At 68.1% G+C, this 26,991-nt stretch carries 1 protein-coding gene; it reads left to right on the top strand.

The features are described 5' to 3' along the window. Positions 1–115: 115 nt before the first annotated feature. Complete coding sequence (locus CBI38_RS14585) at positions 116–26,929, top strand: non-ribosomal peptide synthase/polyketide synthase (RefSeq protein WP_109329831.1); 26,814 nt, start codon at positions 116–118, stop codon at positions 26,927–26,929. The last annotated feature ends 62 nt before the right edge of the window (positions 26,930–26,991 follow it).

A 26,991-nucleotide genomic window follows, 5' to 3' on the forward strand; every position in this document is an offset into this window, starting at 1 on the left:
CACCGGACCCACGCGTGAAGCACGATCAGTACAGCGTGGCGGACCGGCAACAGTCGGTTCGTCCCACGCGCTGGGTCTGCGCATCCACAGTTTTCATACCTGCTGGGGGAACGAGATGACGAGTTTGACTTCGCCGCAGCCGAACGAGCGCGCCGCCGAGGGGAACGTGCCCGATGGGGCGTTCCCACTGTCCTCGGTGCAGAGGAGCATGTGGTTCGCGCAACAGCTGAGCCCCGCGGTTCCCAAGTTCATCGCCCAGTACGTCGAACTGCGGGGCCACATCGACCTGGACCTGCTCAGTGAGGCCGCCGTTCGCGCCGCCCACGAATTCCAGTCGCCGTTCCTGCGGTTGCTCGATGTCGACGGGGAGCCGTATCAGATGGTGGATCCCACCATCGACCCGTCGATCGGGTTCCGCGACTTCCGCGGTGAGGCCGACCCGATGGCCACCGCGAAGGCGTGGATGGATGAGGACTGCGCGACTCCGCTGCGCCTGACCCGCGATCGGCTCGTCGAGATGACGGTGCTGCAGATCGGCGAACAGCACTACTTGTGGTACACGAGGATTCACCACGTCGCGCTCGACGGCTACAGCGGCATGACCATGGCCAATCGTGTTGCGGCACTCTACACATCCCTCGTCGAGGGCACCGAGCCCGAACCGAATCGGGCGCTCGATCTGCGCGAACTCTACGGCCTCGATCAGAAGTACCGCTCCTCCAGCAGGTTCGAGAACGACCGCAAGTACTGGGCCGAGCGAATCGTCGGCATCGAGCACGGCAGCACCCTGGCAACCCACGACGCACCGGCCGCGGCGCAGAGCCGGCTCGAGAGCGCCACGCTGTCCGAGGCGGCCCTCGAATTCCTCGACGTCTCGGATCAGCGGGTGGGTGCGACTTCGGCGGCCGTGATGGTCGCCGGGTTCGCCTGCTATCTGTCGCGGATGACGGGTCGACGGGACGTCCTGATCAACCTGCCGGTGTCGGCCCGCACCACGGCCCCCCTCCAGCGGTCCGGCGGCATGCTCGTCAACGTCGCGCCGCTGCGCATCACCGTTCGTCCCGAAGACACTGTGGCAGAACTCGTGCAGCGTGTGCAGTTGGAACTGATGGGTGCACTGCGCCATCAGCGGTGCAGCCTCGAGGACATCCGCCGCGACGCGGGATTGTCCGGGACCGCCGAGGGTTTGGCAGGCCCGATGGTCAACGTGATGCTGTTCCACCAGACGTTCACCCTGGGCTCGGTGGTGGGGGAGTATCACATCGTCACTTCGGGTCCGGTAGACGATTTGCTGGTCAACATCTATCAGGGCGGCGACGGGGAGACGCTTCTCGACTTCCGCGGCAACCCCAACCGGTACGGGCCCGAGGAACTGCGGGCGCATCATCGCAGGTTCGCCGAGTTGATCGAGGAGTTCATCACCGCTGATCCACAGACTCGGACGGCTGCCATCCACGCCGAGAGTGCCCGGTTGGCAGCGCGGGTTCTGGAACGGCAGTCCCAGTTCGATTTCTGGTCGCGCGAGTTGGCCGCATTGCCCGAGGTGACCGCACTTCCGCTCGATCGGCCGCGACCGGCGGAGCGGGACGGTGCCGGCGAGGTGGTCGACTTCGCCGTCGATGCCGAGGTGCAGCGGCGGGTGCACGAACTGGCACGAGCCGCCGGCACCGCACCCTTCGTCGCCGTGCACGCGGCGCTCGCGATACTTCTGGGACGACTCGGGGACACCGACGACGTCGTGATCGGGACGCCGATCGTCGGGCGGGATCCGATCGACTCCGTCGACCCGGAGAGCGGCACGTTCTTCAACAAGGCCGTCCTCCGCTCGCAGGTGGACGGGGCGTCGCCCTTCTCCGATCACCTCGCGCGGATCCGGGACGCCGACCGCGCTGCCTTCGCGCATGCGGCGTTGCCGTTCGACGACCTGGTTGCCCGGCTCGTCACCGACCCGGACCCGTCCCACGCACCGCTGTTCCAGGTGATGCTCGAGTTCACCGACGGTGGTCACCCGCACGACACAGCTGGGGACGTGCGCATCGATCCCATCGAGCGCGAACACCGGCCGCTGGGTCTCGATCTCGTCTTCTCACTTACCGAATCCGAATCGGGCGGCGGCATCGACGGCCGGGTGCTCTACGCGACGGACGTGTGGGATCGCAGCAGTGCCGAGGCGCTGGCGAGGCGTTTCGTGCGCCTCTTGCGGGCGGTGACGACCGATCCGGCGGCGCCGATCGGGGACGTCGCCCTGCTCGAGCCCGCCGAATACGCGGAGTTGAGTCCCGTTCGCGGCGACGCCTCCGTGGAGCCGCGGACTCTGCCTGCGTTGCTGCGGCACGCGGTGGAGACGGGAGGGGACGGTGCGGCGCTGGTCTTCGAAGGCCGCACCCTGACCTATCCGGAACTCGACGATCAGTCCGACCGCCTCGCGCGGATGTTGATCCGCCGCGGTGTGAGGCCCGGTACGGTCGTGGCGCTGGCGATTGCGCGGTCGATCGAATCGGTGCTGGCCACCTGGGCGGTCGCGAAGTCCGGCGCCGCCTTCGTGCCGGTCGATCCACACTATCCGCCCGACCGCATCGAGCACATGCTGACCGATTCCGGCGCCCTCGTCGGACTCACCGTCACCGCACATCGCGACGCCCTGCCGCAGACGGCACCGTGGCTGGTGATGGACGACCCCGAGTTCGGGCAGGCACTGGCCGACCAGTCACCCGGCGCCGTCACCGACGCGGACCGTCTCCGGCCGCTGCGGTTGTCCGACCCGGCCTACCTCATCTACACCTCCGGCTCCACAGGCACCCCCAAGGGTGTCGTCGTCACCCATGTCGGGCTGGCCAACTTCGCTGCCGACCAACACGCACGGTTCGGTGTCACGCCGGAGTCCCGCACCCTGCACTTCTCGTCGCCGAGTTTCGACGCCTCCATTCTCGAACTTCTGCTGGCGGTCGGGGGCGGAGCGACCATGGTGGTGGCCCCGTCCACGGTGTACGGCGGCAGCGAACTCGCGGACCTGCTCCGGCGGGAGCGGGTGACGCATGCCTTCGTCACCCCGGCGGCGCTGGCGTCGGTCGACCCCGACGGTCTCGACTCGATCCGGTGTGTCGTCACCGGCGGGGAGAGTTGTCCTCCCGCCCTGGTGGAGCAGTGGGCACCGGGCCGGGTGATGTTCAACGCGTACGGGCCGACCGAGGCGACGGTGGTGGCCAGTGTCGCCGGACCGCTGGTCGTGGGGGAGCCTGTCACCATCGGCAGGCCGTCGCGCGGTGTCGACCTGCTGGTGCTCGACGCGCGCCTGCATCCCGTCCCCAAGGGGGTGCCGGGTGAGTTGTACATCACCGGTGACGGTGTGGCACGGGGGTACCACAACCGGCCGATTCCGACGGCCGAACGGTTCGTCGCCGACCCGCACGGGGCCCCGGGGCAGCGGATGTACCGCACCGGTGACCTGGCGCGGTGGAACCTGCGCGGTGAGCTGGAATACCTGGGCCGCACCGACTTCCAGGTGAAGATCCGCGGATTCCGCATCGAACTCGGTGAGATCGACGCCGTCGTACGCTCGCATCCCGCCGTCGCGTTCGCGACCACGGTCGGGCGCACCGCCCCCTCCGGGGACACGGTGCTGGTGACGTATGTGCTGCCCGAGGTCGGCGCCGAACTCGTCGTCGAGAACGTCCTCCAACACGCGGCGGCCGTGCTGCCGGCACACATGGTGCCCGCACGCATCATGGTGCTCGCCGAGGTCCCGCTGACCCCGGCCGGCAAGCTCGACCGGAAGGCATTGCCGGAACCGCACTTCGAGGCCACCTCCACGGTGTACCGGGCGCCGGGAACTCACACGGAGATGCGGGTCGCGGAGGTCTTCGCGGACCTGCTGGGCGTCGAACGTGTCGGCGTCGACGACAGCTTCTTCGACCTGGGCGGTGATTCACTGGTCGCCACCCGGGTGGTCTCCCGGGTCAACACGGCGCTCGGCACGGACATCGGGGTGCTGGACCTGTTCGAGGCGCCGAGCGTGGCGCTGCTCAGTGCCCGCATCGACGCCCTCGGGCCCCGCACGTCGGCACGCCCGCCGCTGGCGCCGCGCACCACTGCCGGCCCGGTGCCGGTGTCGCTGGCGCAGCAGCGGATGTGGTTCATCAACCAGCTCGACACCGCGTCCCCGGCGTACAACATTCCGGTGGCCATCCGGTTGCGCGGCACCCTCGACGTGGAGGCGTTGCGCGCCGCGGTGCGTGACGTCCTCGAACGGCACGAGTCGCTGCGGACCGTCTTCCCCAATACCCCGAACGGGCCGTTGCAGGTGGTGCTGCCGGTCGCGGACGTCAGTCCGGACCTCGACGCGGTCGAGGTAGCTCCCGGCGAGCTCGACATCCATCTGCTCGCGGAGGCGGCGACCGGGTTCGATGTGACCGTGCAGCCGCCGATCCGCGCGAAACTGTACCGGACGGCGACCGAGGATCATGCGCTGGTCTTCGTGGTCCACCACATCGCGGCCGACGGACTGTCGATGACGCCGCTGACGCGGGACGTCATGGTGGCCTACCACGCCCGCGCCGCCGGTGAGGTCCCGCAGTGGGCGCCGCTCGAGGTGCAGTACGCCGACTTCTCCGTGTGGCAGCGGGAGCTGCTCGGTTCTGCCGACGATCCCACCAGCGTGTTGTCCCGGCAGCTGTCGTTCTGGGCCCGCACTCTCGACGGCGCCCCGGAAGTGCTGGACCTGCCCACCGACCGGCCGCGCCCGGCACGGCAATCCATGGTCGGCGGCACAACGGATTTCACCATCCCTGCACGTCTGCACGCCGCCCTGCTCGACATCGCCGGCGCCCACGATGCCAGCCTGTTCATGGTGGTGCACGCCGCTCTCGCGGTGCTGCTCTCCCGGTCGAGCGGATCCTCCGATGTATCCATCGGCTCCCCGGTGTCGGGTCGCGGCGAGCGGCAACTCGACGACGTCGTCGGCATGTTCGTCAACACCGTGGTTCTGCGCACCGAGGTCGATCCGGAGAGCAGCTTCCCCGAAATCCTCACCCGCACCCGGGCGGCCGACCTCGCGGCCTTCAGTAACACCGACCTGCCGTACGAGCTGCTGGTCGACGAGCTGAAACCGACACGCTCCGAAGCCCATTCGCCGCTGTTCCAGGTGATGCTGGTGCTCCAGGGCTTCGCGGACACCCGGCTCGAGCTTTCCGGGCTCGAGGTGGAAGTCCAGGGGCTCGAGACCGGTGCCGCCAAATTCGACCTGCAGGTGATCCTCACCGAGCACATCGAGAGTTCCGGCGCCCCCGGCCCGATCGACGCCCAATTCTCCTACGCCGCAGAGCTGTTCGAGCCGTCCACGATGGACGCCCTCGCGGAACGGTTCGTCACGCTGCTCGACACCGTCACTACCCACGCCGAGGCGAAGGTCGGCGACATCGAGTTGAGCGGCCCCGACGAGAACCGCCGGATCCTGCAGGAGTGGAACGACACCACCACCGTCGTACCGTCCTCGGCCACCCTGGTCAGCCTCTTCGAGGCCCAGGTGCGGCGCACGCCGGACGCGGTGGCAGTGGTGTTCGGTGAAGACGAATTGTTGTACGCGGAGTTCGATGCCCGCGCCAACCGGCTCGCCCGCGAACTCCTCGCCCGCGGCGTCGGGCCGGAATCCCGGGTGGCCGTGTCGTTGCGGCGATCGCTCGAGTTGATGATCGCCATCTATGCGGTCGAGAAGACCGGGGCCGCCTACGTTCCCCTCGATCCCGACCATCCGGCCTCGCGTATCGCCTACGTCCTCGACAACGCCGCCCCGACGTGTGTCCTCACCTCGTCCCGTGATCGCTCCGAAGGGTTGATGAGCGAAGCCGGGAACTCCGCGATCGAGATCGACACCCTCAACCTGGCGGCCCGGTCGAGCACACCGATCACCGACGCCGAGCGGGGCGGAGCCATCCATCCCGATTCGACGGCCTACGTGATCTACACCTCCGGTTCCACCGGCAGGCCCAAGGGCGTTGCGGTGAGCCACCGGGCCATCGCGAATCGGTTGCTCTGGATGCAGGACACCTATCACCTGGACCACACGGACGTGGTGCTGCAGAAGACACCCGTCACGTTCGACGTGTCGGTGTGGGAACTGTTCTGGCCGCTCGAGGTCGGGGCCCGGCTGGTGCTCGCGGCGCCGGACGGTCACCGCGACCCCACGTATCTGTCACACGTGATCGCCGACCATCAGGTCACGACCATGCACTTCGTGCCGTCGATGCTCGCCGTGTTCACCGCCGGCGCGGAGCCCGACCTGTGCGGTTCGCTGCGCCAGGTGTTCTGCAGCGGTGAGGCACTCCCGCCTGCCACGGCCGACGCCTTCCGGGACTTCGGATCGGCGGCGCTGCACAACCTGTACGGCCCGACGGAAGCCGCCGTCGACGTCACCTACTGGGAATGCACCGAGGCCGACCGGGTGTCGGTGCCGATCGGTGCCCCGGTGTGGAACACCCAGCTCTACGTCCTCGACGCCCGCCTGCATCCGGTGCCGGTCGGCGTACACGGCGAGCTGTACCTGGCCGGTGTCCAGTTGGCCCGCGGATATGTCGGGCGTCCCGACCTCACCTCCGACCGCTTCGTGGCCAACCCGTTCGGCGAGCCCGGTCAGCGCATGTACCGCACCGGCGACATCGTCCGGTGGCGTGCCGACGGCAACGTCGAGTACATCGGCCGGCGCGACTTCCAGGTGAAGCTGCGCGGACAGCGGATCGAGCTGGGCGAGGTGGAGGCCGCGCTGCTGGCGCATTCGTCGGTGGCGCAGGCCGTGGTGACGGTGCATCGCAGCGAGGCGACGGGGGAGAGCCTGGTCGGTTATGTGATCCCGGTGGCCGGCGTGGAGATCGACACCGCCGACATTCGCGACACCGCGGGCGAGTCGCTGCCTGCGTACATGGTGCCGACCCGCATCATGGTGCTCGACCGGTTCCCCCTCGGCGCCACCGGCAAGTTGGATCGCGGTGCGTTACCAGAGCCGGAGTTCCTGAGCCCGTCAACCGAATTCGTGACTCCGCGCAATCCCATCGAGGAGATCCTCGCCTCAATCTTCGCGGACCTGCTCGGAGCACCGCGGATCAGCGTGTACGACAGCTTCTTCGACCTCGGCGGCAACTCCCTCGTGGCCACACGGTTGGTGGCGCGGGTCAATGCGGCACTGGGCAGCCGCATCGGTGTCCGGGATATCTTCGACGCCCCGAGCGTCGCCACCCTGGCCACGCGGATCGAGTCCGAGGCCGTCCACAACGCCGAGCGTCCACCGCTGGTCGCCGGCGATCGGCCGGAGCGGGTGCCGGTGTCGCTGGCGCAGAAGCGCATGTGGTTCATCAACCAGTTCGACATCGATTCGCCCGCCTACAACATCGCGCTCGCGGTGCGACTGACCGGTGACCTCGACGACGACGCCATGCAGGACGCCGTCGCCGACGTCCTGGAACGGCACGAGTCGCTGCGCACCCGCTTCCCGATGGTCGACGGCGAGCCCGTCCAGGTCGTCCTCGACACCGAGGACGTGGTGCCGGATCTCACCCCCATCGGAACATCGGAAGACGACCTGCCGCAACACATTGCGCGTCTGGCCGGCGCCGGATTCGATGTGACGGTCGCGGTGCCGGTGCGCGCGGCCCTGTTCTGCACCGCACCCGAGGATCACGTGCTGGTCATCGTCGTGCATCACATCAGCGCGGACGGCTTCTCGATGGCACCCCTTGCCCGGGACGTGATGACCGCGTATGCCGCCCGCACCGGTGGCCAGGCACCCGACTGGGCGCCACTGACCGTGCAGTACGCCGACTTCGCGCTCTGGCAGCACCGGGTGCTCGGCAGCGCCGACGACCCGGACAGTCTGCTGGCCGCCCAGCTCGACTACTGGACCCGAACCCTAGCCGGACTCCCGGAGTTGCTGGCGCTGCCCACGGACCGTCCACGGCCGACCCAGCAGTCCTTCCGCGGTGGTGTCCACTCGTTCAGCATCGACCCCCAGGTGCACAGCAGGTTGATCACCACAGCGCGAGAGCACAATTCGAGTGTCTTCATGGCAGTGCACGCGGCCCTGGCCGTCCTGCTCGCCCGGCTCGGCGACACCGATGACGTCGCGGTGGGAACGCCGATCGCCGGACGCGGTGACGCTGCCCTCGACGACATGGTGGGCATGTTCGTCAACACCCTCGTGCTACGCACCCCGGTGAAGCCGGGTTGCTCCTTCTCCGAACTCCTGGCCAAGGTCCGCGATACCGACCTCAGCGCCTTCCATCACTCGGACCTCCCGTTCGAGCGGCTGGTGGACGCCATCTCGCCTGAACGCGCCACGTCGCATTCACCGCTGTTCCAGGTGGTACTCGAGTTCCGCAACAACGAGCGGCCACGTCTCGAGCTGCCCGGACTGACCGTCACCGGGCTCGACCTCGCCACCGACATCTCCAATTTCGATCTCCAGCTGACCCTCACGGAGGAATTCGGGGTGTCGGGGGAGCCGGCCGGCATCTCGGCCGCCTTCACGTACGCGGCGAGTCTGTTCGACGCGTCGACGATCGCCGGTTTCGCCGATTACCTGCAACGGATCTTCGACGCCGCCACGGCGGATCCGGAACGCGCCGTCGGGGACATCGAGCTGATGGTGGCCTCCGAGCGCGCCGCGCTCACCCCGGTGATGGACGCACCCGACACCGAGCTGCGCACACTCCCCGAACTGCTCGCGGCGGCTGCAGCGACAAATCCGGAGTCGGCCGCACTGATCTACCAGGGTCGGGAGGTGTCGTACCGGGATCTCGATCAGCGATCGAACCGACTGGCCCGGCTACTGATCGGCCGCGGCGTGGGCCCCGAATCGGTGGTGGCGCTGGCGATGGGCCGGTCCGTCGAATCGGTTCTGTCCCTGTGGGCGGTGGCAAAGACCGGCGCCGCGTTCGTGCCGGTGGACCCGGACTACCCGACCGACCGCATCGTGCACATGCTGACCGATTCCGCTGCGCAGCTGGCCTTGACGGTGACCGAGTTCCGGTCGGATCTACCCGAATGCGTCGACTACCTGGTCGTGGACGCACCCGAGCTCGGTGAAGACTTGGCCGGTCAGTCGTCGGCTGCCGTCACCGATGCCGACCGCACGCTGCCCGTTGCCTTGGAGAACACTGCGTATCTGATCTACACGTCGGGATCGACCGGCATGCCGAAGGGCGTCGCCGTCACTCACCGTGGCCTGGCGAACTTCGCGACGGACGAACGCACCCGATTCGGCATCACCGCGACCTCGCGCACCCTGCACTTCTCCTCTCCGAGCTTCGACGCCTCGATCCTCGAGCTGCTGCTCGCCGTCGGGTCCGGGGCGACGATGGTCATTGCGCCCTCGACTGTCATCGGCGGTACCGAACTCGCCGATGTGCTCCGTGAGGGCCGGGTCACCCACGCGTTCATCACCCCTGCTGCGATGGCGTCGGTGGAACCCGTGGGTCTCGATCACCTCGAATGTGTCGTCACCGGGGGTGACGTGTGCCCGCCGGAGCTGGTGGCGCAGTGGGTCACCGCAGACCGGCGGATGTTCAACGCTTACGGCCCCACCGAAGCGACCGTGGTGTCGAGCGTGACCGGTCCGATGGTGCCCGGCGAACCCGTCACCATCGGCAGGCCGCCGCTGGGTACGGGCGAAATGGTGCTCGATTCGCGGCTGCACCCGGTGCCGAACGGGGTGACCGGCGAGTTGTACGTCACCGGTTCGGGGCTCGCGCGGGGCTACCGGAACCGGGCCGGCACGACGGCCGAGCGGTTCGTCGCCAACCCGTACGGCGGCCTCGGCGCCCGGATGTACCGGACCGGCGACCTGGCGCGGTGGAACCGCGACGGACAACTGGAGTACCTGGGCCGCAGCGACTTCCAGGTGAAGATCCGCGGCTTCCGCATCGAGCTCGGCGAAATCGAGACGGCCCTCGCCCGCTACCCGGGCGTAGCCCATTCGGTGGTGTCGGCGCACAAGGGCAGTACCGGGGTGAACCGGCTCGTCGGCTACGTCGTGCCGACCAACGGCGTCGAGCTCGAGCCGGAGGCCGTCCTCACCTTCGTCGGCAGCTTCCTTGCGCCCTACATGGTGCCGTCCGCGTTGATCGTTCTCGACGCGCTGCCGCTGACCCCGGCGGGCAAGCTGGATCGGCGGGCACTGCCTGAGCCGGACTTCGGTGCCCGCGTGTCGTCGGGGCGCGCACCGGTCTCGGAGATGGAATCGGTGCTGGCCGACCTGTTCGCCGAAGTCCTCGGACTCGAGTCGGTGGGCGTGGACGATTCGTTCTTCGCTCTCGGCGGCGACAGCATCATGTCGATCCAATTGGTGGCCCGCGCCAAGTCGGCGGGTGTGGTGCTGACCCCGCGGGACGTGTTCGAGGCCAAGACGGTGGCCGGGCTGGCGGCGGTGGCGTCCTGGGTGGGCGACTCCGACGTGGTGGTGCTCGAAGAACTGCCCGGTGGCGGCGTCGGTGCCATGCCGACCACCCCCATCACGGCGTGGCTCCTCGAGCGCGGTGGCGAGTTCAACCGCATGTCGCAGTCGATGTTGCTGACCGCGCCCCCGAATCTGCGTGCGATAGAACCGTTGATCGAGACGTTCCAGGCTGTCCTCGACCGGCACGACATGTTGCGGGCGCAGCTGATCGTCGGGACCGACGAGTCGCATCTCGAGGCGTGCCCGGTCGGCTCGGTGGCCGCGCGCAACATTCTGCGTCGGGTGGCCGTGTCCGCCGTTCCCGGCACCTCCGAGTTCGCGGGCGCCGTCATCGCGGAACTCGATGCGGCACTGGACCGTCTCGACCCGGCGTCGGGTTCGATGCTGCAGGTGGTGTGGTTGGATGCCGGTGACGCCGGCGGCCGGTTACTCGTGGTCGCACACCACCTGGTGGTCGACGGGGTGTCCTGGCGGATTCTGGTGCCCGATCTCGCGACGGCGTGGGCGCAGGTCTCGGCGGGTCAGGAGCCGGTCCTCGAGCCGGTCGGCACGTCGATGCGGCGCTGGGCGCACGGACTGGTGGACCAGGCGGGTGAGCGGGCCGTCGAACTCGACCTCTGGCAGCGGATCCTCGACTGCGAGGACCCGCTGATCGGTAGCCGACCACTCGATCCGAACATCGATGTGAACGCCACTGTCGGCAGGATCACCGTCGAGCTGCCGGCCGAGGTCAGCGAGGCGATCCTCACGGCCGTCCCGGACGCGATCCACGGCAGCGTCAACGACGGGCTGCTCACCGCACTCGCGATGGCCGTCACACAGTGGCGCAGGTCCCGGCTCGTCACCGGTGCCCATGGGCGGCCCGTCGACGGCACGCTCGTCAGCCTCGAAGGCCACGGGCGAGAAGACCAGGTGGTCCCCGGTGCCGACCTCGGCCGGACCGTCGGCTGGTTCACGGCGATGTTCCCGGTGCGCCTGGACCTGTCGGGCATCGACCTCGACGAGGCCTTCGATGGTGGCCGGGCCGCCGGCTCGGCGATCAAGGCGATCAAGGAGCAACTGCTCGCCATCCCCGACCACGGCATGGGCTACGGCATGCTGCGGTACTTGAACCAAGAGACCGCACCCGTGCTCGCGGATCGCTCGCTGCCTCAGATCAGCTTCAACTACCTGGGCCGGTTCGCCGCCGACCTCTCCGAGGCCGCGACCCGCGCCGGGTGGGCGCCGACCGGGGAAGTCGACATGGACCGCGCCCAGGACCTCGACACACCCGTCACCTCCGCAATCGACATCAACGCCGTCACCACCGAGGTCGAGGACCGTCCGCAGCTGCGCGCGACGTGGGCCTACGCGGCGGGTGTGCTCGACGTGACCGAGGTGCGGGCACTCGCGGAACTGTGGGTGCAGGCGCTGACCGCGCTCACCACCTACGCGTCCCGCCCCGACGCCGGCGGAATCACCCCGTCGGACCTGGACCTGGTGTCCCTCGACCAGGACACGATCGACCGCGTCGAGGCCCGCTTCCCCGCGCTGTCCGACATCTGGTCGCTGTCGCCGTTGCAGTCCGGTCTGCTGTTCCACGCACTCCTGGCCGAAGAGTCGATCGATTCGTACACCGTGCAGATGACCATCGAGCTTCGCGGTGCGGATTCGGCGCGGCTGCGGTTGGCGGGGCAGTCCCTGCTCGACCGGCACGCGAATCTGCGGGCATCGTTCGTCTACGACGAAGGCGGCACCCCGATCCAGGCGATTTCCCGGCAGGTGGAGCTGCCGTGGACGGAGATCGACCTGTCCGGCCTCGACGCCGACGCGCGTGCAGCCGAGATGGACCGCATCGCCGACGCCGACCGGCGACGTGGCTTCGACATGTCCACCCCGCCGCTCATCCGGTTCACGCTCATGCAGGTGGGCGGGGACGAACAACATTTGATGGTCACCAACCACCACATCCTCCTCGACGGCTGGTCCATGCCGTTGCTTATCCGCGACCTGCTGACGCTGTACGCCACCGCGGGCGACACCGCCGCGCTGCCCCGGGTGAACCCCTACCGTGACTACCTCGCCTGGATGTCGCATTGCAGCACCGAGGAGTCGCTCGGAGTGTGGGCGCGCGCCCTTGCGGGTCTGGAAGGACCCACCCTGCTCGCGCGGGCCGACGCGGCCGCCCAGAGTACCGACGAATCGAGTGAACTGATCGTCGAACTCGACGACGACGACACCGAACTCCTCAGCGCGCTCGCCCGGGAGCGGGGCATCACGCTGAGTACCCTGATTCGCACGGCATGGGGAATTGTGTTGGGCAGCTTGACCGGCCGCACCGATGTGGTCTTCGGTGGCACCGTGTCGGGCCGCCCCCCGCAGATCGCCGGAATCGAGTCGATGATCGGCTTGTTCATCAACACGCTGCCGGTTCGCGTCGTGCTCGACCCGTCGGAGACGCTGGGGGAGTTGCTCGAGCGCATCCAGAGTGAGCAGGCGGCGCTGCTCGATCACCACTATCTGGGGCTCACCGACATTCAGGGCGTGGGCGGCGACGGCGCCGTTTTCGACACCCTGACGGTGTTCGAATCGTATCCGGTGGACCGGGCGGGCCTCACCGAGAACACCGACATCGCAGGCATGAACGTTCTCGACGTGCACGATCGCGCCAATGCCGCGCACTATCCGCTGGCGGTGATCGCCTCCGCGCATGAACGCCTGCAACTGAAACTCGAATACGTTCCCACCCTGTTCGACGGTGACGCCGTCGCGCGCATCGGTGACCGGGTGGTCCGGGCCCTGATGGCACTCGCCGAGCGGCCGAATCTGCGGTTGGCACAGTTGCGGCTGCTCACCGAGGCCGAGGAGACCGCGCTGGTTCCGGTCCGGGGGCTGCCGGGCCGTTCCGTGCGGACACTGCCCGCGATGTTCGCGGAGACCGCCGCGGCGGCCGGCGACGCCACCGCGGTCGTGGCCTCACACCGCCGGTTGACGTACCGGGAACTCGACGAACGGTCCAACCGCTTCGCGCGACTGCTGCTCCGCCGCGGTGTCGGACCGGAAGATTTCGTCGCCCTGGGTATTTCGCGGTCCCTCGAATCGATCGTCGCAGTGTGGGCGATCGCCAAGACGGGTGCAGCGTTCGTGCCGGTCGATCCGGGCTACCCGCGTGAGCGAGTCGAACACATGCTCGGCGATTCGGGCTGCAGGTTCGGTGTGTGCGTGAATGCCGACCGCGGCCGGTTGCCGGCCGCCACGACCACGTGGTTGACGCTCGACGACCCCGAAACGGTCACTGCCGCAGCCGAAATGTCGTCCGATCCAGTCACCGACGACGAGCGTGTCGTGCCACTGCGATTCGCGCACCCGGCGTACATGATCTACACCTCGGGATCGACGGGCACCCCGAAGGGTGTGGTGGTCAGCCACCGTGGCCTCGACAACTTCGCCGAAGAACAGCGCGCCCGGTACGGGACCGACTTCACGTCGAGGACGATGCACTTCTCGTCGCCGAGCTTCGACGCGTCGGTCCTCGACTACCTGATGACCTTCGCGGTCGGCGCGACCATGGTGATCGTGCCGACATCCGTCTACGGCGGTGACGAACTGACCGAACTGATCCGATCCGAGCGCATCACCCACGGATTCATCACTCCCGCCGCGCTGGCGTCGGTGGACCCGGAAGGCCTCGACGGCTTCCGTACCGTGGCGGTCGGGGGCGAGGCCGTCCCGCCGGAACTGGTAGCGCGCTGGGCCCCGGGCCGAAAGATGCTCAACGCTTACGGCCCCACCGAGTCCACCATCGTCGCCAACCTCAGTGATCCCCTGGAAGCCGACGAGCCCGTGACGATCGGCGGACCGATCCGTGGTACCGCCGAGGTCATCCTCGACGCCTGGCTGCAGCCGGTCCCCGTCGGTGTCGCCGGGGAGCTGTACATCAGCGGTGAAGGACTTGCCCGCGGCTACCATGCGCGGGCGGGGCTCACCAGCGAACGGTTCATCGCGAATCCGTTCGGTGAGCCGGGCGAGCGCATGTACCGTACCGGTGACCTCGCGCGCTGGCGTCCGGATCGAACAGCGGAATACCTCGGCCGCACCGACTTCCAGGTAAAGGTTCGTGGTTTCCGCATCGAACTCGGTGACATCGACAGTGCCCTCGCCGGGCATCCCTCCGTGGCGTTCGCCGTCACTCTCGGGCGCCCGGGGCCGACGGGTGACACCGCACTCGTGTCCTATGTGCTGCCCGAGGCCGACACAACGCTCGAACCGCCGGAGCTGAAGCAGTGGGCGGCGGAACTGCTGCCCGCCCACATGGTCCCGTCGAGCATCATGATCCTCGACGATATCCCGTTGACCCCGGTGGGCAAGCTCGACCGGGCGGCTCTACCGGAACCACAGTTCCTGCCGACGACGGACGAGTTCCGCCCGCCGTCCACGGTGCTCGAGCACACCATCGCCGACGTCATCACCACCGTCCTCGGGATCGAGCGGGTCGGCATCGACGACAACTTCTTCGACATCGGTGGGAACTCGCTCATCGCCACCCGCGTGGCCGCCCGGCTCACCGCCGAGTTGGACACCCAGATCGGAGTCCGCACCCTGTTCGAGGCGCCGACGATCCACGCCCTCGCCCGCATGATCGAATCGACCGCGTTCGCCCCCGCCGGGGACGGCGACCACGCCAGGGTTCCGCTCGAGCCGAGGCAGCGACCGGAGCATGTGCCGGTGTCGCTCGCACAGAAGCGCATGTGGTTCCTCAACCAGTTCGACACCTCGTCCGCCGCGTACAACATTCCGCTCGCGGTTCGGCTGACCGGACGGCTGGACGTGGAGTCGCTGCGCGCGGCCGTCACCGACGTCTTCGTCCGGCACGAATCGCTGCGGACCGTGTTCCCCTCCCACGATGGGGAACCGACGCAGGTGGTGCTCTCGCCCGGACAGTGGACACCGAATCTCGAGATTGCCGACGTGGCGGACAGCGAGCTCCACGAGCACATTGCCGCGCTCGCGACCGCAGGGTTCGACGTGACCGCCGACGTGCCGATTCGTTCGGCACTGTTCGCTCTCGCGCCGGACGAGCACGTGCTCGTCATCGTGGTGCACCACATCTGTGCCGACGGCTTCTCACTCACTCCGCTCGCCAGGGACGTGATGGCGGCCTACGCGGCCCGCATCGCGGGTAGCGCACCGCAGTGGAGCCCCCTGTCGGTGCAGTACGCCGACTACACGCTGTGGCAGCTCGAACAACTCGGCAGCGAAAGTGATTCCGAGTCCCTCATCTCCCAGCAACTGCGGTACTGGACAGAGCAGCTCGCGGACCTGCCCGAGATCCTGCAGCTGCCCACAGACCGCGCCCGGCCGGTTCAGCAGTCGTTCCACGGCGCCCAGGTCGACTTCACGATTCCGGCCGAGCTGCACCGCTCGCTGTCCGCGCTGGCGCGCAAACACAACTCGACCATGTTCATGGCCGTGCACGCAGCTCTGTCCGTGTTGTTGTCGGCGTTGTCGTCCACCGAGGACATCGCGGTGGGGACACCGATCGCCGGTCGCGGTGAGGCGGCACTCGACGAGATGGTCGGCATGTTCGTCAACACTCTCGTCCTTCGGGCCGCCGTCGACCCCGCCGGGGGCTTCGGCGAACTGATCGATCAGGTGCGGGCCACCGACCTCGCGGCATTCCACCATTCGGACGTGCCGTTCGAGCGGTTGGTCGACGTGCTGGCACCGGAACGGTCCACCGCGCATTCCCCGCTGTTCCAGGTACTGCTCGAATTCCGCAACAACGAGACCCCACGACTCGAGCTTCCGGAATTGACGGCTACGGCAGTCGATTTCGATCTCGAGGTGGCCAAATTCGACCTGCAGCTCAGCGTCGAGGAACGCTTCGATGAGGAGGGGACCGCAGCCGGGATCACCGCGGCGTTCGTCTACGCCACCGACCTGTTCGAGGCCGGAACCGTGCGCACCATCGCGGACCGGTTCCTGCGGGTCCTCGGTGCGGTGACCGCCGATCCGCACGCCCCCGTCGGTGACATCGAACTCACCGACGCCGCCGAACGGGCCGCCATGGCGACCGAGTGGAACACCGTCGGCGTCGATGCCGGTCACGACACCCTGGCGGACCGCTTCGCGCAGACCGTCGCCCGGTTCCCCCAGGCCACCGCGGTCACCTCCGAGGACGTGGCGTACACGTACCGTGAGCTGGACGACCGCTCGAACCGGTTGGCGAGGCTGCTCATCTCCCGTGGAGTCGGCCCGGAAACCCTGGTCGCGGTGGCACTTCCACGTACCTGCGATCTGATCGTCGCGTTGCTCGCGGTGATCAAGTCGGGCGGTGGATATCTTCCGGTCGACATCACCTATCCCGCAGACCGGCTGGCGTTCGTCTTCGAGGACGCCGCACCGAACTGTGTGATCACCACCGTCGGCGATGCCTCGGCGCTTCCGGAATCCGGGACGCCCGTCATCCTCCTCGACGACATCGAGACCGACGCCGATCTCGGGCGGCTGTCCCCGGCGGCGATCACGGACGACGACCGGGTCACCCCCCTCGATGCGTCGTCGGTGGCCTACGTGATCTACACCTCCGGGTCGACGGGCCGCCCGAAGGGTGTGGTCGTCTCGCACCGCAACGTGCTCACTCTCTTCGCGAACACCCAGCCGCTGTACGGATTCGACGAGAACGACGTCTGGACGATGTTCCATTCGTATGCCTTCGACTTCTCCGTGTGGGAGTTGTGGGGACCGCTGCTCTACGGCGGACGACTGGTGGTCGTCGACTACTACACCGCGCGGTCACCGGAAATGTTCCACGAACTGCTCCGCAACGAGCAGGTGACGGTCCTCAACCAGACGCCGACCGCGTTCTACCAACTGGCCGAGACCGACCGAATCGTCTCGGAGATCGACGTGACCGCAGCGGCACTGGCGTTGCGGTACGTGATCTTCGGCGGAGAGGCCCTCGACCTCGGTCAGCTGGGACGCTGGTATGCCCGGCACGACGACTCCGCGCCGACCCTGGTCAACATGTACGGCATCACCGAGACCACCGTGCACGTCAGCTACCTGCGGCTCGACCGTGAGTTCGCCGAGTCCGCCTCGGCCAGTGTGATCGGACGCGCCATCGCCGGGCTGCGTGTGCACGTGCTCGACCGGCGCCTGCATCCCGTACCGCCGGGCACCATCGGCGAAATGTACGTGTCCGGCGAGCAGGTCACCCGGGGCTACCTCGGCCGTGCGGCGCTCAGCTCCACCCGGTTCGTCGCCGACCCGCTCGGGTCCGGCACACGGATGTACCGGACCGGCGACCTGGCGCGTTGGAACGCCGGGGGTCAACTCGAATACCTGGGCCGCAGTGACTTCCAGGTCAAGATCCGCGGTTTCCGCATCGAACTCGGTGAGATCGAGTCGGCGTTGCTCCGCTACCGCGGGATCGCGCAGGCCGTCGTCCTGACCCGCGACGACGGCCACGGGGGCAACCGGCTGATCGGATATGTCGTGCCCGAGTCCGGGTCCACCGTGGAGGTGTCCTCGGCGCTGGAATTCCTCGGCACCCAGCTCACGTCCTACATGGTTCCCGCGACTCTCGTCGTCCTCGACGCCCTGCCGCTCACCGGCAACGGCAAGCTCGACCGCCGCGCGCTGCCCGAACCGGACTTCGGCGCCCGGGTGTCCGCGAGCCGGGCACCCACCACCGAAATGGAAACAGTGCTGGCCACGTTGTTCGCCGAGGTTCTCGGACTGGACTCGGTGGGTGTGGAGGATTCGTTCTTCGCGCTCGGCGGTGACAGCATCATGTCGATCCAGTTAGTGGCCCGGGCCAAGGCTGCGGGTGTGGTGCTCACCCCGAGGGACGTGTTCGAGGCCAAGACGGTGGCCACCCTCGCCGAGGTGGCGTCCTGGGCCGGGGCTGCCGACGTGGTCGTCCTCGAGGAGTTGCCCGGTGGCGGTGTAGGCGACATGCCGACCACCCCCATCACGTCGTGGCTGCTCGAACGCGGCGGCGACTTCCGCCGCTACACCCAGACGGCGCTGCTCGCCCTGCCCCCGGCAACCGACCGCACGATGCTCGAGCGCACGATCCAGGCGGTCGTCGATCACCACGACATGCTGCGTGCCCAGCTGGCCGGGCCCGCACCACGGTGGCGTATCGAGGTGCGCGGGCCCGGGTCCGTCGACGTCCGGGAGTTCCTCCACCGCGTCGAGGTGCCCGCGGTGACCGGTTCCACCTTCGCCGAGATCGCCACCCGCGAACTCGACGAGGCCGCGGGACGACTGGACCCGGTGGCCGGTGTCATGTTGCAGCTGGTGTGGTTCGACGCCGGTGACGGCGGCGGACGGTTGCTGGTGGTCGCTCATCACCTCGTGGTCGACGGGGTGTCGTGGCGGATCCTCGTCCCCGACCTGGCCACCGTGTGGGCGCAGCTCTCCGCAGCCCAGGATCCGGTCCTCGAGCCGGTCGGTACGTCGATGCGCCGGTGGTCCCACGGTCTCGCCGGCGCTGCCGTGGACCGCGCCGGGGAACTCGACCTGTGGCGCGGGGTGCTCAGCGGTGACGACCCGCTGATCGGGTCGCGGCCACTCGACTCGGACGTCGACGTGGCGGGCACCGTGGAAAAGCTGACCGTCGAGGTGCCCACCGACGTGACCGACGCACTTCTCACGAAGGTGCCCGAGGCATATCACGGCGGAGTCAACGACGGCCTGCTTGCGGGACTGGCGCTGGCACTGGCGCGGTGGCGTGCCCGGTCGGCGCGGCGCACCCACGGTGAAAGCTGGGCCCAGTCACTGGTCAATCTCGAAGGCCACGGTCGTGAAGACCAGGTGCTGCCGGGTGCGGACCTCGGCCGCACCGTCGGCTGGTTCACCGCGATGTTCCCGGTGCGCCTGGACCTGTCGGGTATCGACCTCGACGAGGCCTTCGACGGTGGCCGAGCCGCCGGCTCGGCGATCAAGGCGATCAAAGAGCAACTGCTCGCCATCCCCGACCACGGCATCGGCTACGGCATGCTGCGGTACCTGAACCCGGACACTGCAGAAGAACTGCGCGCGCTGCGCCAACCTCAAGTCACGTTCAACTACCTCGGACGGCTGGGCGGTGCAACGTCGACCGATACCCACGGACACCCGTGGGTTCCGGTGAGCGACACCAAGCTCGACGACGTTCCCGCCTCCGACATCCCGGTCGCCTCGGTGCTCGACATCAACGCCGTCACCGACGCCGCCGCCGACGGAAACAGGTTGCGCGCGACATGGGCGTTCCCGGCCGGTGTCCTGACCGAGCCGGAGGTACGCGAACTCGCCGAACTCTGGGTGCAGGCACTCACCGCGTTGACTGTCCATGTGGCGCGGCCCGATTCGGGCGGTGTGACGCCGTCCGATCTCGACCTCGTCAGCCTCGACCAGACCGCGATCGACCGGCTCGAGGACCGCTTCCCGGCACTCGCGGACATCTGGTCGCTGTCGCCTCTGCAGTCGGGCCTGCTGTTCCACGCGCAGTTCTCCGACGCCGCCGTGGACCCGTATCTCGTTCAGCTGACCCTCGAACTGCGCGGGCAGGTCGATGCCGACCGGATCCGCCGCGCCGGCCAGGCACTGCTCGATCGGCATCCCAACCTGCGGGCCGCGTTCGTCCACGACAGCGCGGGGGCCTCCGCCCAGATCATCCAGAACGGTGTCGTCCTGCCGTGGTCCGAGTTCGACCTCTCGGATCTGGAACCGGCCGAGACCGAGCGGGACTACGACCGGATCCTGGAGCGAGACAGGGCGGTCAAGTTCGACATGTCGCAGGCACCGCTGCTGCGGCTCGCGCTGATCCGGCTCACGGAACAGGACTACCGGCTGGTCCTGACCAATCACCACATCCTGCTCGACGGCTGGTCGACGCCGCTGGTCATCCGTGACCTGCTCACCCTGTACGCCACCGACGCCGACGGCAGCCTGCTGCCCCGGGTGCACTCATACCGCGACTACCTGTCGTGGATGCGACGCCACGACATCACCGAGTCACTCGCGGCGTGGCGCGCCGCTCTCGACGGAGTGGACGAACCGACGCTGCTCGCGCCGATGGACCGGGCCGAAGCGCATTCGGCGATGGCCGAGGAAACCGCCTTCACCCTGTCGGAGGAACAGACCACCCGCCTGCGTGAGCTGAGCCGTGAGCGTGGACTGACCCTCAACACGGTCGTGCAGACGGCATGGGGCATCGTGCTCGGTGGACTGATCGGACGCACCGATGTGGTGTTCGGCGGGACCGTGTCGGGCCGGCCGCCGGAGATCCCCGGCATCGAGTCGATGGTGGGTCTGTTCATCAACACCCTGCCGGTCCGGGTGGCGCTGAACCCCCGGGAACCTTTGGGAGAGCTGCTCACCCGCGTCCAGAGCGAGCAGGCGGCACTGCTCGACCACCATTACGTGGGGCTCACCGACATCCAGTCGGTGGCCGGGCTCGGGGCGGGCTTCGACACGTTGACCGTGTTCGAGTCGTATCCAGTGGACAAGGACGGGCTGACCGAGCACACCGATATCGCCGGCATGTTCGTCACGGGGATCGGGGGCAAGGACTCGGCGCACTATCCGCTTGCCGTGGTTGCGTCCGGTGACGAGCGACTGAACCTGAAATTCGAGTACCTGCCGGAGGTGTTCGAGGAGCGCGCGATCGACGAGATCGCGGATCGCCTGCAGCGAGTACTCGCCGCGATATCCGATCGGCCCGAGATCCCCCTGGCGCACATGCAGTTGCTCACCGAGTCCGAACTCGCCGAGTTCGCTCCGGTGCGGGGACGCCCCGGTTTCTCGGTCCGGACCCTCCCACAGATTTTCGAGGACGCTGCCGCGCTCGATCCGAACCGCACGGCGCTCACCTTCGAGGGCCGGAACGTGTCCTACCGCGAACTGAACGAGCGTTCGAACCAGTTGGCGCGGGTGCTGATCTCGCGCGGCGCGGGCCCGGAGGCGTTCGTGGCGCTGGGAATTCCCCGGTCCATCGAGTCCGTTCTCGCTGTCTGGGCGGTGGCGAAGACGGGCGCAGCCTTCGTCCCGGTCGACCCCAACTACCCGATCGACCGCATCGAGCACATGCTCACCGATTCCGGTGCCACCATCGGACTCACCACGACGGCATACGAGAAAGACCTTCCCGACACGGTGCCGTGGCTGCTGCTCGACTCCCCGAAGTTCGAGAAGGCATGCCAGGCGAAACCGGCTCTGCCCGTGGCAGATTCGGATCGGAAGTCGCCGATCAGCCTCGACAACGCTGCATACATCGTGTACACGTCGGGTTCGACGGGTAAACCGAAGGGCGTCGTGGTCACCCACGAGGGACTCGACAACTTCGCCGAGGATCAGCGTCAGCGATTCGGGGCCACCCAGACCTCGCGCACGCTGCACTTCTCCACTCCGAGCTTCGACGGGTCGATCTTCGAGTACCTGCAGGCCTTCGGCGTCGGCGCAACCATGGTGATCGCCCCACCGACCGTCTACGGCGGTGCCGAGCTGGCCGAACTGATCCGTGCCGAACACGTCACGCACGCCTTCGTGACCACGGCTGCTCTGGCCACGGTCGATCCCACGGATCTCGACGAGTTCCAGCACGTGACCGTCGGTGGGGAAGCGTGCCCGCCGGAACTGGTGACGCGGTGGGCCCCCGGCCACAACCTGTTCAACGGGTACGGCCCCACGGAGACCACCGTGATGGCCAACATCAGCGACCCGTTGGCGGTGGGCGAGCCGATCACGATCGGCGGACCCATCCGCGGTATCGAAGAGCTGGTCCTCGACGCCCGGCTCCAGCCCGTCGCGGTGGGTGTGCCCGGCGAGCTGTACATTACCGGCGCCGGCCTGGCGCGCGGCTACCACCAGCGGCCCGCGCTCAGCAGCCATCGCTTCCTCGCGAACCCGTACGGTGAGCCGGGGGAGCGGATGTACCGCACCGGCGACATCGTCCGCTGGCGTGCCGACCACTCGGTGGAGTATGTGGGGCGCAGCGACTTCCAGGTCAAGATCCGCGGCTTCCGCATCGAACTCGGCGAGATCGACGCCGAGATCGCCACCTTCCCCGGCGTCAGTTTCTCGACCACGCTCGGCGTGCCCGGACCGTCCGGGGACACCGTTCTGGTCACCTACCTGCTACCTCTGACGGAAGGCGGGGTCGACCCGGCCGCGTTGACGGCGCACCTGTCCACACGGCTTCCCGCGCACATGGTGCCGTCGAGCATCATGTTCCTCGACGAGATCCCGCTGACACCGGTGGGCAAACTGGATCGTTCGGCGCTGCCGGCGCCGGAGCTCAACGTCCACACCAAGGAGTTCCGCGCGCCGTCCACCGATCTCGAGCGGACGATCGCAGACATCTTCGCCGACGTCCTCGGACTCGAGCGGATCGGCGTCGACGACAACTTCTTCGACCTCGGTGGCAACTCCCTCGTCGCGACCCGCGTCACCGCCAGGCTCCGTGATGCGCTCGACACCGACATCGGAGTTCGGGCACTGTTCGAAGCGCCCGACGTGCGATCGCTCGCCGAGCGAATCGGCGAGGGTTCCGTTCCCGGCGGGGGTGCCCGCCCACCGCTCGCCCCGGTCGAGCGACCCGAGCTGATTCCGCTGTCCCTGGCGCAGAAGCGGATGTGGTTCCTCAACCAGTTCGATCCGTCGTCGCCCGCCTACAACATTCCGCTTGCGGTGCGTCTCACCGGACGGCTCGACGAGGAAGCGCTGCGGCTGGCCATGTCGGACGTGCTCGAGCGGCACGAGACGCTGCGCACGGTGTTCCCGACCGTCGGCAACGAACCGACCCAGCGGATACTTCCTGCGGAGCTGGTCCGGCCGGAATTCACGACCGCCACGGTGACCGCGGAGGAGCTCCCGGCGCGCATGCGGGATCTGGTGTCCCGCGGATTCGACGTCAGCACCGACCTACCCGTGCGCGCCGCCCTCTTCCGGACCGAGCCCGACCATCACGTCCTCACGATCGTGGTTCATCACATCTGTGCGGACGGGTTCTCCCTCGCCCCGTTGGCGAGGGACGTCATGGTCGCGTACGGCGCGCGGCTCGAAGGAGACGGTCCGCAGTGGGCGCCGCTGCAGGTGCAGTACGCCGACTACACCCTGTGGCAGCACGCCGTGCTCGGGTCGGAGGACGATCCGGCGTCGCTGATCAACCGTCAGCTCCGCTTCTGGTCGCAGACTCTCGCCGGACTGCCGGACGTCATCCAGTTGCCGACCGACCGGCCACGCCCGATTCAGCAGAGTGTCGAAGGCGATCGGGTGGAGTTCGCGATCGACGCCGACCTGCACCGGCGGTTGACAGCGCTCGCCCGGGAGAACAACGTCACCATGTTCATGGCGGTCCATGCTGCCCTCGTGGTACTCCTGGCTCGCCTGGGCAGCACCGATGACGTCGTCATCGGGACACCGGTCGCCGGCCGAGGGGAAACCGCTCTCGACGACATGGTCGGCATGTTCGTCAACACGCTTGTCCTGCGGAGTCGCATCGATCCCGCGACGACGTTCACCGAGCTGGTCCGTCAGATCCGCGAAAGCGATCTCGCCGCGTTCGCGCACTCGGACCTGCCATTCGAACGGTTGGTGGAGGAGTTGAACCCGAGGAGGTCCACGTCCTACTCCCCGCTGTTCCAGGTGGCTCTCGAGTTCCAGAACAATGAGCGCGCGTCGCTCGAGCTGCCGGACCTGCGGGTCGAGGGCGTGGATCTCGAGACGAGGATGGTAAAGGAAGACCTCGAGGTCATCCTCGCCGAGCAGTTCGATTCGGCCGGTGCACCCGCCGGCATCAGCGGTGGCCTCGACTTCGCGGTGTCGCTCTTCGATGAGGAAACCGCCCGCAGTATCGCCGACCGGTTCGTCCGCGTCCTCGCCGCCGCCGCCGCCGATCCGGAGCAGTCCATCGGCACCCTGCCCATCCTCGATGAGGCGGAGCAAGAAGAGTTGGCCCCCGCCCGCGGCAAGCCGGAGGTCCGGCCCGAGCTGTGGCCCGACATCCTCGCCGCCGCGGCGGCCGTCGCCCCCGAGGCGACAGCCCTCACCTTCGAGGACCGTCACGTCAGCTACCGCGAACTCGACGAATGGTCCAACCGCCTGGCCCGGGTCCTGAGGGCCCACGGTGTGGGCCCGGAAACGTTCGTCGCACTGGGCATGCCGCGCTCCATCGAAGAGGTGGTGTCGATCTGGTCGGTGGCCAAGTCCGGCGCGGCGTTCGTGCCCGTCGATCCGACGTATCCCCGTGATCGCATCGAATACATGCTCACCGACTGCCGGGCATCGGTCGGGATCACCGTTGCCGAGCGCCGGGACAATCTGCCGGAATCCGTCCCGTGGCTGGTGCTCGACGACGAAGAACTCGCGGAGCAGGTGGCGGTGGTGTCCTCCGAGCCGATCACCGACGCCGACCGGACGCGACCCCTCCACCTCGGGCATCCCGCCTACCTGATCTACACCTCGGGTTCGACGGGCAAGCCCAAGGGCGTCATCGTCACCCATCGGGGCATCGCCAACCTCACCGCGGAAGAGCACGAGCGTTTCCTGGTCACCCTCGACTCGACGGTGTCGCACCTGGCGTCGCCGAGCTTCGACGCCTCGGTGTTCGAGCTGATGATGGCATTCGGCGCCTCGGCTCGGCTGCTGATCATCCCGCCGACCATCTTCGGCGGCGACGAACTCGCGGACCTGCTGCGCAGGGAACAGGTGACTCACGCGTTCATCACCCCGACCGCGCTGTCCTCGATGGAGGATCGCGACCTCGATACGCTGCGGATGCTGGCCGTGGCCGGCGAGGCGTGCCCACCCGAGCTGGTCGAGGTCTGGGGCCGCCACCGCCGCATGCACAACGGGTACGGTCCGACGGAAACGAGCATCCAGGCCAGTGTCAGCGCCCCGATGCGACCCGGTGGGGTTGTCAACATCGGTGCTCCCGCCATCGGCTTCGAGTACCTGGTGCTGGACGAGCGGCTGCAGCCCGTCCCGGCGGGCGTCCCCGGTGAGCTGTACATCGCCGGGCCCGGATTGGCGCGGGGGTACCACAAGCGCGCGGCCCTCACCTCGGAACGGTTCCTGGCCTGCCCGTTCGGCGAGCCCGGACGGCGTATGTACCGGACCGGTGACGTGGTGCGGTGGCGCGGGGATCACACCGTCGAGTACATCGGCCGCACCGACTTCCAGGTGAAGGTGCGGGGCTTCCGCATCGAACTCGGTGAGATCGACGCCGTTCTCGCCCGCCATCCGGCGGCGGCCTTCGCGGCCACGATCGGGCACACAGGGCCGTCCGGAGACACCCTGCTCGCGGCCTACGTGCGCGCCGTCGACGGCCACGACCTCGATCCTGCGGAACTGCGCACCTACGCGGCCGAGCGACTGCCTGCCCATATGGTTCCCTCGGCCGTGGTGGTGCTCGATCAGGTGCCGATGACCCCGGTGGGCAAGCTCGACCGCAAGGCGTTGCCGGCGCCGGAGTTCGGGACCACCGCGGCCGCATTCCGCGCACCCGACACCGAAACCGAACGCGTCGTCGTGGAGGCGTTCGCGGAGGTGCTCGGAGTCGATCGGGTCGGGACGGCGGACAGCTTCTTCGACCTCGGCGGCAACTCGATCGTCGCCACCCGTGTCATCACCGTTCTCCAGGAACGCCTCGGCCGGCGGATCCCGCTGCAGTCGATGTTCCTCGATCCGACACCGGCGGGACTGGCGCGCCGGATCGACACGGACGGCGGCGGCGAATCGGCCGTCGACGAGGCGCTGCGCGTGGTGATTCCGCTGCGACCTACGGGGGAGAAACCGCCACTGTTCTGCATCCATCCCGGTATCGGGCTCTCGTGGGGTTACGCCGGGTTGCTGCAACACCTGTCGCAGGACCGTCCCGTCTACGGCCTGCAGTTGCCGAGCATCAGCGGGGGACCGATCTTCGACTCGATCGAGGAGCTCGCCCACCACTACGTGCTCGAAATGCGGAGCATCCAAGGTTCCGGGCCGTACCACTTGCTCGGGTGGTCCCTCGGCGGCATCATCGCGCAGGCCATCGCGGTGGAGTTGCAGCGGGAGGGCGAATCCGTCGCCACCCTCGCCCTGATGGACAGTTACGTGATCGGTGACGCCGACGCCACCCCGGACAGCCTCACCGTGTCCGAGTTGCTGCACGGTCTAGGGCTCGACCTCGAGTCCGAGAGCGAGGACGGAGAACTCACCTACGAGCGCGCTGTCGAACTGCTCGACGAGGCGTTCGGGCAGAAGACGGGGATCACACCACAACACCTCGAGCGCATCAGCCTCGGGTTCACGAACTCGTCGAGACTGATGAACGAGTTCCGTCCGCAGCAGTTCGACGGGGACCTGCTGTTCTTCACTGCGGCGTCGTCACCTGCGGAGCACTCACCCGAGGAGTGGGCGCAGTGGGTGAGCGGACGAATCCGGGAAGTGAAGCTCGAGTGCGAGCACAACCAGATGATCGAGCCGGAGGTCCTTGCGGTCATCGGGCCGGTGCTCGAGGAGTATCTCGATCTGCCCTGAGCCGATGCGTGCCCGCGGCCCCGCTGTGACCGGTGGGCCGGTCCGATTGCAGTGACGTAACG

Source organism: Rhodococcus oxybenzonivorans, from assembly GCF_003130705.1.
GTDB lineage: Bacteria > Actinomycetota > Actinomycetes > Mycobacteriales > Mycobacteriaceae > Rhodococcus_F > Rhodococcus_F oxybenzonivorans.

Coding starts and splice junctions, on each gene's coding strand:
- CBI38_RS14585 (WP_109329831.1), top strand. CDS start 116: ATGACGAGTTTGACTTCGCCGCAGCCGAACGAGCGCGCCGCCGAGGGG.